Here is a 14,797-nt window from a genome sequence, read left to right as displayed (position 1 = left end):
GGGCGTCTCCTTCCGTCATCCGCCTACCGGGTTAGCTGTCGGGTTCGGGCGGGTGCTTCGGAAGGTTTGCCCTACGGCCCTGGTCCCGTGCGGGAGTCGGACCGATTCACCCCGTGATCGGTGGGTCCCCGGTTCCGGTGCCACGAGGGCGCACGGATTCGGCGGAGGGCGCCCGGCCCGGCGTTGTTCGCCGGTGCGGGTCGAGCGACCTGATCGAAAGTTAGCCAATTCGTGTGGCACCTGTGAAGTTTGATGTTCGATATGCCCGATACATTTTCGTGACCTGGGCTCCGAGTGTCGTTCGACGGCGGCGATTTGGCATGGTGTGCGATCGGTTGTCTTGGGTGGTGTGCGTGTGGGGCGTGCGTGTGCGGCGCGCGTACCTGTCCGCGGGTGCGTGGTGGCCGGTCGCGCAGTTCCGCGCGCCCCTTACCGATTTCCTTGGTCGCACAGCGTGGCCGGAGCGTAATTTTCGGTGAGGGTCTGGTGGGTGGGAGCGGGGTGTCGGTGGGGGCGCCTAGACTCGGAGAGCGATGAGCAGCCTCTTTGACGACAGCTTCCTGGCGGACCTCAAGCCCTCCCGGGCCCATGAGGAAGAGCCCCCGCCGCCACCCGAGGACGAGGCGCCGGACCCCGGCGCGGACGACCTGTTCGGCGGGCGCTTCGACGCGCCTCCGCCCAGGGACGGCTACTACCGCGACGGCGCCCCGAGGCCGCTCGTGGACCCGGCCGCGCTCCTGGACGGGCTGAACGAGAACCAGCGCGCGGCGGTGGTCCACCAGGGATCGCCCCTGCTCATCGTCGCCGGCGCCGGTTCCGGCAAGACCAGGGTGCTCACCCACCGCATCGCCCACCTGCTGGGCGAGCGCAAGGTGCACCCCGGCCAGATCCTCGCGATCACCTTCACGAACAAGGCCGCGGGCGAGATGAAGGAGCGCGTCGAGCAGCTCGTCGGCCCGCGGGCGAACGCGATGTGGGTGATGACCTTCCACAGCGCCTGCGTACGGATCCTGCGCCGCGAGAGCAAGAGGCTCGGCTTCACGTCGTCCTTCTCGATCTACGACGCCGCCGACAGCAAGCGCCTCATGGCCCTGGTCTGCCGCGACCTCGACCTCGACCCCAAGCGCTTCCCGCCGAAGTCCTTCAGCGCCAAGATCTCGAACCTGAAGAACGAGCTGATCGACGAGGAGGACTTCGCCGCCCAGGCGGCCGACGGCTTCGAGAAGTCCGTCGCCCAGGCGTACGCGATGTACCAGTCGCGGCTGCGCGAGGCGAACGCACTGGACTTCGACGACCTGATCATGACGACGGTCAACCTCCTGCGCGCCTTCCCGGACGTCGCCGAGCACTACCGCCGCCGCTTCCGGCACGTCCTCGTGGACGAGTACCAGGACACGAACCACGCGCAGTACTCCCTCGTCCGGGAGCTCGTCGGCAGCGCCACGGACCCCGCCGCCGGTTCCGCCGCGCATCCCGGGGACGTACCGCCGGGAGAGGTGCTGCCGGGGGAGGGCGACCTCCCGCCCGCCGAGCTGTGCGTCGTCGGTGACGCCGACCAGTCGATCTACGCCTTCCGCGGCGCGACGATCCGCAACATCCTCCAGTTCGAGGAGGACTACCCGAACGCGACGACGATCCTCCTGGAGCAGAACTACCGCTCCACGCAGACGATCCTCACCGCCGCCAACGCGGTCATCGAGCGCAACGAGTCCCGCCGCCCCAAGAACCTGTGGACCAACGCGGGCGCCGGCGCGCGCATCACGGGCTACGTCGCCGACACCGAGCACGACGAGGCGCAGTTCGTCGCCGACGAGATAGACCGCCTCACCGACGCGGGTGACGCGAAGGCCGGCGACGTCGCCGTCTTCTACCGTACGAACGCGCAGTCCCGTGTCTTCGAAGAGGTCTTCATCCGGGTCGGCCTGCCCTACAAGGTTGTCGGCGGCGTCCGCTTCTACGAGCGCAAGGAGGTCCGCGACGTCCTCGCGTACCTGCGCGTGCTCGCGAACCCCGAGGACTCCGTACCGCTGCGCCGCATCCTGAACGTGCCCAAGCGCGGCATCGGCGACCGCGCCGAGGCGATGATCGACGCGCTCGCCCAGCGCGAGAGGATCAGCTTCCCGCAGGCGCTGCGCCGCGTCGACGAGGCGTACGGCATGGCGGCCCGCTCGACGAATGCCGTCAAGCGGTTCAACACGCTGATGGAGGACCTCCGTACGATCGTCGAGTCCGGCGCGGGCCCGGCGACCGTCGTCGAGGCGATCCTCGAACGCACCGGCTATCTCGCCGAGTTGCAGAGCTCCACCGACCCGCAGGACGAGACCCGCATCGAGAACCTCCAGGAACTCGCCTCCGTCGCGCTGGAGTTCGAGCAGGAGGCGGCCGGCGGCGCTGGTGCGAGCACGGATGAGGGCGAGGACGGCGCGGGCGAAGGCGACGGCGGTGACGGCGAGACGCCGGCCGGGCTCGCCGCCTTCCTGGAGCGGGTGGCCCTGGTCGCCGACTCCGACCAGATCCCCGACGAGGACGAGGACGGCTCGGGTGTCATCACCCTGATGACCCTGCACACCGCCAAGGGCCTCGAGTTCCCGGTCGTCTTCCTGACCGGCCTGGAGGACGGCGTCTTCCCGCACATGCGCGCCCTCGGCCAGACCAAGGAGCTGGAGGAGGAGCGGCGGCTCGCGTACGTCGGCATCACGCGTGCGCGGGAGCGGCTCTACCTGACGCGGGCGTCCATGCGCAGCGCGTGGGGTCAGCCCTCGTACAACCCGCCCTCCCGTTTCCTGGAGGAGATCCCGGACGCGCACCTGGACTGGAAGCGCAGGGGCTCCATGGGATCGGTGGCTTCCGGTCCGGCGGCCGGGGTGGCGGCGTCCCTGTCCTCCTCCCGTTCCCGCTCGGCGGCCTCGGGCGCGTCCGGCTTCGCGACGCGGCGCGGCGCCCCGGACAAGCCGGTGGTGTCGCTGGCGGTCGGGGACCGGGTCACGCACGACCAGTTCGGCCTCGGCACGGTCGTCGGTGTGAAGGGCCTGGGCGCGAACGCGGAGGCGACGGTCGACTTCGGCGCCGAGAAGCCGAAGCGCCTGCTGCTGCGGTACGCGCCGGTGGAGAAGCTCTAGGCGGCTGCCGCTGCCGGCAGCCGGCAGCGGCAGGGAGCAGGACGAGAGCGGTGCGGGGCCGGAAGCCGGGACGGGGCCGCCGCCCGGGCGGCTCCACCGGTCCGTCGGTCGGTTCAGGTGGGGTCGACCGCGTGGCTGCGCAGCCACGGCAGCGGGTCGATCGCCGAACCGCCGCCGGGACGCACCTCGAAGTGGAGGTGCGGGCCGGTGGAGTTGCCGGAGCTCCCGGAGTACGCGATCGGGTCGCCGGCCTTCACGACGGTCCCCGAGGCGACCCGGTACGAGGAGAGGTGGCAGTACCAGGTCTCCGTGCCGTCCTTGGCCGTCACGATGATCATGTTGCCGTAGGCGCTGTTCAGCTGCGTACGGACGGTCCCGTCGGTCGCGGCCATCACCGTCGTGCCGTACGAGACCGGGAAGTCGATCCCGGTGTGCACGGACATCCAGTTGACGCCGGCCTGGCCGTAGTAGGCGCTGAGCCCGTGCCGCGCGACCGGCAGCGCGAACTTCGGGCGCAGCCGCTCCTTGCGGGCCGCGTCCGCCGCCGCCTTCTGCTTCTCGGCGGCCTGCTGGGCCTTGAGGTCGATACGCTCCTGCGTGCGGCTCGCCCGGTCGGCGAAGTCGCCCGCGTCCGCGGAGAGGTTCTCGAGCTGGGTGTCCAGCTTGTTGTTCGCGACGGACGGATGCACGGTGCTCGTGTCGGGCGCGGCGGCGGTCGTACGGGCCTCGGCCCCGCTCTCGCCGCCGGTCACGGACGCGGCGGCGATCCCGGCGACACCCATCACGCACGCCGAGGGCACGGCGATCGTCAGCAGTGCGGAACGCTTGGGCGGGGGGCGGCGGCGCGAGCGGGAGGCCGAACGGCCCGCCGCGCGGGACGCGGTACGCGTGGCCGGGGCGGGAGCGACCTCCTCGACGCCCTCCAACAGCGGGGTCTCGTCGTCGGCGTAGGCGTGGGCGTGGTTCTCGGAGTCCGCGTCGGCGGGGTCGTCGTCGGCCTGATCGGCGTGGCCGAACCCGTCCTGCGCGGTGCCCTGTTCCTCGTACGGAACCTGCTCGAACGTGCTGGTCGCCTGCTGGTCGAACGGGACCTGCCGGTCGTACGACTCGTGCTCCGCCTGCTGCTGCGGCTGCGACTGCGGGTGAGTCTGCGGATGGATCTGCGGGTGGAGTTCGGTGCGGGTCTGCGTCTGGTGCTGGTCGCCGCCGTCGGAGTTCCAGGCGGTGGCGTCGTACGTGCCCGTCTCGAAGGTCTGCGCGGTCCACTGCTGGGTGGGGTCGACCTGTTCGGCCTGCAGCCAGGCGTTCGCGTCCCACTGCCCGGTGCCGTCGTGGCCCGCGGCCTGCCCGGGGATTCCACCGAGCTGCTGGTAACCGTTCTCCTGCCAGACACCGCTCGTGTCGTAGCTGCCGGTCTCGTAGGCGGCGGCGTGGTGCTGGGCCGCGTACGGGTCGTGGTTCAGCGTCTGGTGACTGCCGGTCGCGCCGCCCCAGTTGCCGTCGGTTCCGTTTCCGTTGCCGGGCAGGTCGCCGAAGAGGGGATCGGAGGCGAAGGCGTTCGTCGTGTAGGCGCCGGTCGTGTCGTACGCGCCCGTCGTGTCGTAAGAACCGGTGGCGGCGGTTTCAAAACCGGTGGCGGGGTACGCGTCGTACGTGGTGAAGTCGCCGTACGGGGCCCCCTGCCCGCCATGGGACGCATGGTGCGCCGAGGCGGCCTCGTGGGCCGGAGCCGGGGGAGTAACGGTCCCCGACGGGTGACGGTCGTTCACCAACTTCTCTTTCGCCTCGACAACAGGGGCTGGCAGAGCAGTGCGGCGACTGTACCCGGCGGTATGCGGGCGCGACAATCTTCAGCAGGTTTCCTCCTCTCGGGAAACGGGCATTCGGCCGCCTTTCGGCGGTGCATGGGCACAGCTTTGGCCTGGCGTTCGATGAGTGTTCGAAGAAACGACGCTTCTGGAGCTGGCCGCGGAGGCCCCGAGGTTCCGGTTACGCGGGTTCGCGGCCACACAATCACGCGGTTTCGCGGCCACGCGATCACACAGTTACGTGGTCACTCAGTTGCGTGGTCACGCCACCGTGAGGCCGCCGCCGGTATGGGCGGCGGCACGGGCGGTCTCCTCCTCGGTGTCCAGGGCCTGACGGATGCCGGCCGCGACCGCCGGATGCACCGGCAGGGCGAGATGTCCGATGCCGCTCACCCGTACGTTCTGCACGAGCAGATCCGGGTGCGCGATGCACGCCGTCTCCAACGGGACCATCAACTGGTCGAGGTCGCTCCAGAAACTCACGAACCGCGTGCGGCAGTGCGGGGCCGGCTCGCACAACTCCCGCAGTACGCCGGAGCCCGGACGCATCTGGCGGACGATCGGGTGGGCGTTCGCCAGCGGCACGACGCGGGTGCCCGCGTGCGGTGTGCCCAGGGTGACCAGGGTCCGCACGCGCACATCACCGCCCAGGCGCTGCACGTAGTAGCGCGCGATCAGCCCGCCGAGACTGTGCCCGACGATGTCGACCTCTTGGCGGCCGGTGCGCTCGCAGATCTCCTCTATGTGCCGGCCGAGCAACTCGGCGGCGGTCCGTATGTCGCAGGTCAGTGGTGAGTAGTTGAGCGACTCGATCTGCTGCCGGCCGTGCTGGGCCAGTGAGCGGCGCAGCAGCACGAAGACCGAGCGGTTGTCGATGAAGCCGTGCAGCAGGACCACCGGGGGCCTGGTCGGAGTGGGCAGCCGGGGAGTGTCCGCCATGCCGTTCGCGACGTCGTCCGCGATGCCGTCCGTGGAGCCCGGACCCGGGGCCGGGGTGAGGTCCGCGTCGGGCAGGTGGGCCAGGGACTGGGGTGGGACCGGGGACGGACGGCGCTCCGGGGTCATGCCCGAGGGGTAGAGGACGAGATGGCCGGCGAGGATCGCGATCTCCAGGGCCGTCGCCTTCAGCAGGGTCAGCGAGAGTCCGGCCAGTCTGGTGGGGAGCAGGTGCTGACGGAGTGGAAGAAGGGGCAGCAGTGCCCTGGTGACCTTCATGGCCGACCTCCTGTCGGCGCACGGGAGGAACCCTCTGTCCCCCGTGTGCCCTCGTGGGAAGCCGGTGGGTGAGGAGACTGACGCTGCACGTGCGGCGTGGGTGGCACCGGTGGAGTGACGGGGTGCCCGTCGTCGTACGGTCGCCGACGTGCCGCACCACCCCGTCGCGCGGCTGACGGCGCGGAGGCGCGGATTCCTCGTAACGGTTTCCCTTGCGCTCGTCCCGCCTGCGCACCATGGGCGCGGTGTGCGGGATGAGTGCGCTGCGAATTTGTCCCATCTGTGATGTCCCCCTTGGTCCGCGCCGCGAAACTGCCGGTCGCGGTATGTCGGCGACAACGTGTGTTCATCCGGTGCGGATGTGTGCGAATGCGTGTGGACGCGTACAGATGCGTACGGATGCGTACGGATGCGTACGGATGCGTACGGATCGGGGGCGGCGGACAGGTCCGCGGGGCTGCCACGTCCGCGCGGCGGCCAGGTCCGAAGGCCCGGGTGGCGACGTGCGCGGTCAGGACGGGGTGAGTTCGGACTGCATCGTGGCTCTCAGGCGCAGGGTGGTCAGGAGACGCTGGAAGGATTCGGACCAGTAGCCTCCGGCGCCCGGGGCCGCGTCCTCCGCTTCGTCCGGGACGGCGGTCAGCGCTTCCAGGCGGACGGCCTCCGCCGGATCCAGACAGCGCTCGGCCAGCCCCATGACACCGCTGAAACTCCACGGATAACTCCCCGCGTCACGCGCGATGTTGAGCGCGTCCACCACGGCCCCGCCCAGCGGTCCTGTCCAGGGCACCGCGCACACCCCGAGCAGCTGGAAGGCCTCGGACAGCCCGTGCACGGCGATGAACCCCGCCACCCACCCGGCCCGCTCCGGGGCCTCCAGCGTGCTCAGCAGCTTCGCCCGCTCGGCCAGGGACACCGCGCCCGGCCCGCCCGCCTCCGGCGCCGCCGGTGTCCCCAGCAGCGCCCTGGACCAGGAGGGGTCGCGCTGGCGCACCGCCGCCCGGCACCACGCGGCATGCAGTTCGTCCCGCCAGTCGTCGGCCACGGGCAGCGCCACGATCTCCTCGGGCGTACGTCCCCCGAGCCGCCCCGGCCACGTGCCGAGCGGGGTCGCCTCCACCAACTGGCCCAGCCACCAGGACCGTTCACCCCGGCCGGCCGGGGCCTTGGCCACCACGCCGTCCCGCTCCATGCCGGGATCGCACTCGTGCGGCGTCTCCACCGCTATCGTCGGCGTGCCGTACGTATGGTCGACGGCGACGCACGCCCCCGCCCGCTCCGCCATCCGCCCGGCCAGCGCCGATCCGGGCAGCGCGGACAGCAACTCCGCCGCCGTGGAGCGCACATTGCGGCTCCGGTCCGCCAACGCCCGCTCAAGGAACGGCTCGTCCTCTCCGCACAGTCCGGTCCGCAACGAGTCGAGGAACATCAGCCGGTCCTCGGCCCGCTCCGACGCCCACGTCGTGCTGAGCAGGTCCCGCGCGGCCGCCGCGTCCCGGGCCCGTACGGCGGACAGCAGCGCGACCCGCTCGGCGAACAGCCCCTCCTCCCACAACTCCCGCATCCGCTCCGGCTCCTCGGGTCCGGGCAGGGCCGCACCGCCGCCCGGCGCCGCCCGCAGGGCGAACCGCCAGTCCGTGTTCAGCCGGGCCAGCCACAGGGCGCGCGGTCCCGCGAACGCCAGCACCGCCGGCCGCAGGTCCGTACGGCCCCTGGCCGCGTCCAGCAGGGCCGGCAGTGCCTGTGGGGGAGCCGCGTAACCGTGCCCGTTCGCCGTGGTGAGCCACTGCGGCAGCAGCTCCATGAGGTCGGGGGCCGTGCCCCGGCGGCCGCCGCCGCCGGCTCCCGGCCGGTCGGCCAGCAGCATCGTCAGTCTGCGCGCCGCCGCGGGCGGCAGCGCGGGGCGCGGGTCCCGCGCCGCGGGCTCGATCCGGGCCGCCGCCCGGCCCGCCCGCATCCCGGCCCGGCGCCGCACGGTCTCCACGGCCGCCGCGTCCAGCAGCGCCGTCGGCGCGTCACGGCCGGCCGGGACCCCGGTGGGCACGCGGCGCGCGGTCCCCAGCAGCGCCGCGGTCACGAGCTCCTCCCAGCGGCTCCCGCCGGGCGCCTGTGCGGAAGCGGGGGCGGGGACAGGAGCAGGGACAGGGGTAGGGGCACTGGTCATGAGCATCCCTTCCGGGGGAGGTCGATCCGTGCGGAGCAGATTCGGGCGGGGCCGAAGGAGCCGGAGGGCGGGCGCGTCAGCACAGGGTCACCGCCTCGCCCGGGCCCTGCGGCCAGGCCGTCAGCGGGGAGAAACCGAGGTGGCCGCACTCGCCGAAGACCGTCACCGGCGCGCCGCCCGAGAGCGCGATCAGGCGCCACAGGCCGGCACGGGACCCGGCGGCCGGGGTGAGGGGCAGGGCCAGCTCCCCGTCGGCGTCCGCCAGCTGCCAGCCTTCGCCGTCCGGGACCGGCACCACCCGGCCGAGCGTCACCGGCCGGGACTCCAGCCACGGGTCGTCCCGCAGCGCCTCGCCGTACTCGGCCACCGCCCGCGCCACGTCCACCCCGGGCGGCCGGAACTCCGTGGGCGCCGCGGGCGCGAACCGCTCGCCCAGTGCCGCCCGCGCCTGCCCCGCACCCGGATACGCCGACACCTCCGCGTCGAGCGCCAGTCCGACCGGCAGCGCCAGCTCCGGCGCACGCCCGGCAGCCCCGTAGGAGAGGAGCAGGACCGTGCGCCCCGACCCGGCCCCGTACAACCAGACCCGGCGGGTCGTGAGGCGGCTGTCCGCGGTGTCGTACTGGGCCAGGACCAGCCACTGGTCGCGCACCGGCGGACCGTCCGCCGAGGCGGGCAGCCCGATCCGGGAACGGACCGTCGCGGCCAGACCGTCCGGCAGCCCCTCACGGCGCAGCCACCCCTGGTCGAGGAGATGAAGCAGCGCGCACTCCTCCAGCAGCCGCACCGGCCAGCCGGGACCGGACGACGGTATCGCCCCCAACTCCCGCACCCGCGCGGCGAGACCGGGCGCCTGCGCGTCCACCATGCGGGCCGCCGTCTCCTCCCACAGCCCGTACCCCGCCTGCTCCGCCGAGGCCAGGCCGCTGCGCAGCAGATCCGCCAGGCGCTGCTCCAGCTCCGTCGCCCCCGCCGTGATCCACTCGGCCCGCCGCTCCGCCCTGCGGCGCGCCGCCTCCGGATCACCCGGGGACGGGGAACCGGCCGCGTCCGCCGCACGTTTGTCGTCCGCGCGTTTGCGACGGCCCTCGGTCCACTCCTCCGCCCAGTCCGGCGCCTGCCCCCGCGGCACCGAGCCGTCCTCGCCGGCCCAGAGCAGCAGCAGCCCCAGCGCGTGCTTGCACGGGAACTTGCGGCTCGGGCAACTGCACTTGTACGCGGGCCCGGTGGAGTCCGCGACGTCGATCACCGTCCGGTACGGCTTGCTGCCGCTTCCCCTGCACAGGCCCCACACCGTCCCCTCGTCGGAACTGCCCGCCTCGGACCACGGTCCGGCCGCGCCGAGCTTGCTGCCCGCCTTGCGTGACGCGGTGTCAGGCGCCAGTGCCAGCACCTGCTCCGCGGTCCAGCGCACCCCCTGCTCAGTCATGTGTCCGAAGGTAGGTCCCGCCACTGACAATCGCCTGCGACGGGAGCGTTTGTGCAGGTCAGGGCCGATTGTCAGTGGCGTGGTGCACGGTGGAACCAGATCCGAACCGGCCGAGCCGCAAGGGGGACCGCTCCATGTCCGTGTCCGTCGACCCGAACCACCACCAGTCCGAAGGCGTGCTCACGCCCTCGGTCCCGTCCGTGCCGGACAGGGGCGAGGAGCTGCGGCCGCACGCCGAGGACGCGTTCGCCGCCGAGCTCGCCGCGCTGGCCGCCCAGGACGACCGGCCGCGGCCCGCCCGCTGGCGGATGTCACCGTGGGCCGTGGCGACGTACCTGCTGGGCGGCACGCTCCCGGACGGCACGGTGATCACGCCGAAGTACGTGGGCCCGCGCCGCATCGTCGAGGTGGCCGTCACCACGCTCGCCACCGACCGGGCCCTGCTCCTGCTCGGCGTCCCCGGCACGGCGAAGACCTGGGTGTCCGAGCACCTGGCCGCGGCGGTCAGCGGGGACTCCACCCTCCTCGTGCAGGGCACGGCCGGCACACCGGAGGAGGCGATCCGGTACGGCTGGAACTACGCGCAGCTGCTCGCGCACGGCCCGAGCCGGGACGCGCTGGTGCCCAGCCCGGTGATGCGGGCGATGGCCGAGGGCATGACCGCCCGCGTCGAGGAACTGACCCGTATCCCCGCCGACGTGCAGGACACGCTGATCACGATCCTGTCGGAGAAGACCCTGCCCATACCGGAGCTGGGCTCGGAGGTGCAGGCCGTGCGGGGCTTCAACCTCATCGCGACGGCCAACGACCGAGACCGCGGGGTGAACGACCTCTCCAGCGCCCTGCGCCGCCGCTTCAACACGGTGGTCCTGCCGCTGCCCGCGAGCGCCGACGCCGAGGTGGAGATCGTCTCGCGCCGGGTCGACCAGATCGGCCGCTCCCTGGACCTGCCCGCCGTGCCCGAGGGCATCGAGGAGATCCGCCGCGTCGTCACCGTCTTCCGCGAGCTGCGCGACGGCGTCACCACCGACGGGCGTACGAAGCTCAAGTCGCCCAGCGGCACGCTGTCCACCGCGGAGGCGATCTCCGTCGTCACCAGCGGCCTCGCCCTGGCCGCGCACTTCGGGGACGGCGTCCTGCGCGCGGGCGACATGGCCGCGGGCATCCTCGGTGCCGTCGTCCGCGACCCGGCGGCCGACCGGGTCATCTGGCAGGAGTACCTGGAGGCGGTCGTCCGCGAGCGCGACGGCTGGAAGGACTTCTACCGGGCGTGCAGGGAGGTGAGCGCGTGAACGAGGACGACACGGAGAGCGGGGATGTGGCGATGGGTGGGTCCCGCCGGGCGCCCGGGCCCCTGCTGCTCGGGGTGCGCCACCACGGGCCGGGCTCGGCGCGGGCCGTGCGGGCGGCGCTCGACGCGGCGCGCCCGCGCGTGGTGCTCCTCGAAGGCCCGCCGGAGGCCGACGCGCTGATCGCGCTGGCCGCCGAGGAGGACATGCGGCCGCCCGTCGCGCTCCTCGCGCACGTCGTGGACGAGCCGGGACGGTCGGCGTTCTGGCCGTTCGCCGAGTTCTCACCGGAGTGGGTGGCCATCCGCTGGGCCCTGGAGCACGAGGTGCCGGCCCGTTTCATCGACCTCCCCGCCACGCACACCCTCGCCTGGGGCCGTGGGGAAGAGGAGAACGGGAAGCAGGACGAGAAGGAGGGGGCGCGGGAGGACGCGGAAGAGCCGGACGCTCCCGGCCCCGCCCCCGCCGAGGCCGTACGGATCGACCCGCTCGCCGTGCTCGCCGAGACGGCCGGGTACGACGACCCCGAGCGGTGGTGGGAGGACGTCGTCGAACACCGGGGGACCCACGGAGGGGACGCGTTCGCCCCGTTCGAGGCGCTCGGCGAGGCCATGGAGGCGCTGCGGGAGGTCTACGGGGCGGGGGGACACGACCGGGACCTCGTGCGCGAGGCCCACATGCGCCTGCAGGTGCGGGCGGCGCAGCGGGAGTTCGCGGACGACGTGGCCGTGGTGTGCGGCGCCTGGCACGTGCCCGCGCTGCGGCGGCGCACCACCGTCGCCGCCGACCGCGCCCTGCTCAAGGGACTGCCCAGGGTGAAGACCGACATGACCTGGGTGCCCTGGACCCACCGGCGGCTCTCCCGCTTCAGCGGATACGGGGCGGGCATCGACTCGCCCGGCTGGTACGGGCACCTGTTCGCCGTGGCGGACCGGCCCGTCGAGCGCTGGATGACCAAGGTGGCCGGGCTGCTGCGGGACGAGGACCGCCTCGTCTCGTCCGCGCACGTCATCGAGGCGGTGCGGCTCGCCGACACGCTCGCGGCGATGCGCGGCCGGCCGCTGCCCGGCCTCACCGAGACCACCGACGCCGTACGGGCCGTGATGTGCGAGGGCTCGGACGTCCCGCTCGCCCTCGTGCACGACCGGCTGGTCGTCGGCGACGTCCTGGGCGAGGTGCCCGAGGCGGCGCCCGCGGTGCCCCTGCAGCGCGACCTCACCCGGATCCAGCGACGGCTGCGGCTCAAGCCGGAGGCCTCGGAGCGGGAGCTGGAGCTGGACCTGCGCAAGGAGACCGACGGCGCCCGCAGCCGGCTCCTGCACCGGCTGCGCCTCCTCGGCATCGCGTGGGGGGAACCGGTCGTGTCCCGCGGCAGCACCGGTACGTTCCGCGAGACCTGGCGGCTGCGCTGGGAGCCGGAGCTCGCGGTGCGGGTCGCCGAGGCCGGGGTGTGGGGCACGACCGTGCTCGCCGCCGCGACCGCGAAGGCCGAGTCGGACGCCGTCGGCGCGAGTTCCCTGGCCGACGTCACGGGCCTCGCCGAACGCTGCCTCCTCGCCGAACTCCCGGAAGCCCTCCCCGTGGTGATGCGGATCCTCGCCGACCGCGCCGCCCTGGACACCGACGTGGGCCACCTCGCCCAGGCACTGCCCGCCCTCGTCCGCTCCCTGCGCTACGGCGACGTACGGGGCACGGGGACGCACGCCCTGGCCAAGGTCGCCGCGGGCCTCGCCGAGCGCATCTTCGTCGGGCTGCCCCCGGCGTGCGCCGCGCTCGACGCGGAGGCCGCCGAGGAGATGCGCGGGCACGTCGACGCCGTGCACGGCGCGGTGGGCCTGCTGGCGGAAGGCGGCGAGGACGGCTCCCGCACCGGCATACGCGGCCGGTGGCATTCCGTGCTGGGCACGCTCGGCGGACGGGACACCGTCCCGGGCGTCGTCCGGGGGCGGGCCGTCCGGCTGCTCCTTGACGACGGGGCACTGGAGCAGGACGAGGCGGCCCGGCTCATGGGGCTCGTCCTGTCGCCCGGAACCACACCCGGCGACGCGGCGGCGTGGATCGAGGGGTTCGTCGGCGGGGGATCCGGCGGCGGCATGCTGCTCGTGCACGACGAACGGCTGCTCGCGCTGGTCGACTCCTGGCTGACCGGCGTGCCCCGGGACGCGTTCACCGACGTACTGCCGCTGCTGCGCCGCACCTTCTGCGCGTACGAGCCCGGGGTGCGCCGCACCCTCGGCGAACTGGTCCGGCGCGGACCCGGACCACGCGGGGACGCCGCGGCCACCGTCGCGGGCGGTCCCGGCTTCGCGTCCGGTCTCGACACCGACCGCGCCGACGCCGTCCTGCCGGTGCTGCGCCTGCTGCTGGGGCTGGACGACGCGGACCGGACCGACAACGACCTCGTGGGGGCGAGCCGATGAGTACCGGCGCAGTGGACACGGGGGCCGCCGTGCATACGGGGACGGCCGATCAGGGCGGTGCCGGTGAGGGGGCCGGCGCGGGGGATGCCGCCGACGAGCGGCTGCGGCGCTGGCGGCTCGTGCTCGGCGGGGAGGACGCGGACGGCACCGGCCGCACGCTCACCGGGCGGGACGCCGCGATGGACGGGGCGCTCGACTCGCTGTACGGCAGGGGGCAGGGCGGCAGGGCGCGGGCGGGGCAGGACCGTTCGGCCGGGCTCGGCGCGTCCGCCCCGTCGGTCGCCCGGTGGCTGGGCGACATCCGGACCTACTTCCCGTCCTCCGTCGTCCAGGTCATGCAGCGGGACGCCATCGACCGCCTGGGCCTGTCCGCCCTGCTGCTCGAACCGGAGATGCTGGAGGCCGTGGAGGCCGACGTCCACCTCGTCGGCACCCTGCTGTCGCTGAACAAGGCCATGCCCGAGACGACCAAGGAGACGGCGCGGGCCGTCGTGCGCAAGGTGGTCGACGACCTGGAGAAGCGGCTCGCGACCCGCACCCGGGCGACCCTCACGGGAGCCCTGGACCGCAGCGCGCGGATCAGCCGGCCGCGCCACCACGACATCGACTGGAACCGCACCATCGCGGCCAACCTCAAGCACTACCTGCCGGAATACCGCACGATCGTGCCGGAGCGGCTCATCGGTTACGGACGTGCCTCGCAGTCCGTGAAGAAGGAGGTCGTCCTCTGCATCGACCAGTCGGGCTCGATGGCGGCGTCGGTCGTGTACGCGTCGGTGTTCGGCGCGGTCCTGGCCTCGATGCGGTCGATCGACACGCGCCTCGTCGTCTTCGACACGGCCGTCGTGGACCTCACCGACCAGCTCGACGACCCGGTCGACGTCCTCTTCGGTACGCAGCTCGGCGGCGGCACCGACATCAACAGGGCGCTCGCGTACTGCCAATCGCAGATCACACGCCCCGCCGACACCGTGGTCGTGCTCATCAGCGACCTCTACGAAGGAGGCATCCGCAACGAGATGCTGAAGCGGGTCGCGGCGATGAAGGCGTCGGGGGTGCAGTTCGTGACGCTGCTGGCGCTGTCCGACGAGGGGACTCCCGCGTACGACCGGGAGCATGCGGCGGCCCTCGCGGGGCTGGGCGCACCGGCGTTCGCCTGTACGCCCGACCTCTTCCCGGAGGTCATGGCGGCGGCGATCGAGAAGCGCCCCCTGCCGATACCGGACGCGGACGCGGGGAGCCCCGGGCGGTAGCGGCGATGGAAAAAGCGGACATGCGTATCCATCGGTAACAGGGGGCTTGCGCGACCTCGGGAGTCCCGTGCGAGGATCGGCGGGCTCTCGGGGCGTGCAG

8 protein-coding genes and 1 riboswitch are annotated in these 14,797 nt (G+C 73.1%); of the genes, 4 read left to right on the top strand and 4 right to left on the bottom strand.

The window, feature by feature from the left end; all coding sequences use genetic code 11:
- Window positions 1-4: 4 nt before the first annotated feature.
- Window positions 5-174, bottom strand: a riboswitch (cyclic di-AMP (ydaO/yuaA leader).
- A gap of 359 nt (window positions 175-533) precedes the next feature.
- Complete coding sequence (pcrA, locus tag QFZ75_RS15225; protein WP_307537345.1) at window positions 534-3,119, top strand: DNA helicase PcrA; 2,586 nt, start codon at window positions 534-536, stop codon at window positions 3,117-3,119.
- Between the two features lie 113 nt (window positions 3,120-3,232).
- On the opposite strand, the gene QFZ75_RS15220 is transcribed toward pcrA, so the two are convergent.
- The 4 genes from QFZ75_RS15220 to QFZ75_RS15205 form a co-directional block, all read right to left on the bottom strand.
- Window positions 3,233-4,888 carry a M23 family metallopeptidase gene (locus QFZ75_RS15220; RefSeq protein WP_307537344.1) on the bottom strand — a complete coding sequence of 552 codons (1,656 nt, stop codon included), beginning with the start codon at window positions 4,886-4,888 and terminating at the stop codon, window positions 3,233-3,235.
- A gap of 300 nt (window positions 4,889-5,188) precedes the next feature.
- Window positions 5,189-6,142, bottom strand: coding sequence for an alpha/beta fold hydrolase (locus QFZ75_RS15215; RefSeq protein WP_307537342.1), 954 nt, complete (start codon window positions 6,140-6,142; stop codon window positions 5,189-5,191).
- A 511-nt stretch (window positions 6,143-6,653) separates the two neighbouring features.
- The gene (locus QFZ75_RS15210) at window positions 6,654-8,306 is read right to left on the bottom strand and encodes a DUF5691 domain-containing protein (protein ID WP_373465875.1); all 1,653 of its coding nucleotides are present in this window, start codon (window positions 8,304-8,306) and stop codon (window positions 6,654-6,656) included.
- A 76-nt stretch (window positions 8,307-8,382) separates the two neighbouring features.
- Window positions 8,383-9,735 (bottom strand): SWIM zinc finger family protein, encoded by a 1,353-nt coding sequence (locus tag QFZ75_RS15205; RefSeq protein ID WP_307537339.1) that lies wholly within the window; start codon window positions 9,733-9,735, stop codon window positions 8,383-8,385.
- A 134-nt stretch (window positions 9,736-9,869) separates the two neighbouring features.
- On the opposite strand from QFZ75_RS15205, the gene QFZ75_RS15200 reads away from it, so the two are divergent.
- The 3 genes from QFZ75_RS15200 to QFZ75_RS15190 are packed head-to-tail and all read left to right on the top strand — an operon-like array spanning window position 9,870 to window position 14,697.
- On the top strand, window positions 9,870-11,027 hold the full coding sequence (locus tag QFZ75_RS15200) for an AAA family ATPase (protein WP_307537337.1): 1,158 nt from the start codon (window positions 9,870-9,872) through the stop codon (window positions 11,025-11,027).
- A gap of 32 nt (window positions 11,028-11,059) precedes the next feature.
- A complete protein-coding gene (locus QFZ75_RS15195; RefSeq protein WP_307544496.1) occupies window positions 11,060-13,444 on the top strand; it encodes a DUF5682 family protein in 2,385 nt (794 codons plus the stop codon).
- Complete coding sequence (locus tag QFZ75_RS15190) at window positions 13,441-14,697, top strand: VWA domain-containing protein (RefSeq protein WP_307537335.1); 1,257 nt, start codon at window positions 13,441-13,443, stop codon at window positions 14,695-14,697. The genes QFZ75_RS15195 and QFZ75_RS15190 overlap by 4 nt, the downstream gene beginning before the upstream one ends.
- Window positions 14,698-14,797: the final 100 nt, after the last annotated feature.

Source organism: Streptomyces sp. V3I8, assembly GCF_030817535.1.
GTDB lineage: Bacteria > Actinomycetota > Actinomycetes > Streptomycetales > Streptomycetaceae > Streptomyces.
Note: the sequence above shows the minus strand (reverse complement) of the source record. Positions and strands in the feature narration are given on the sequence as shown.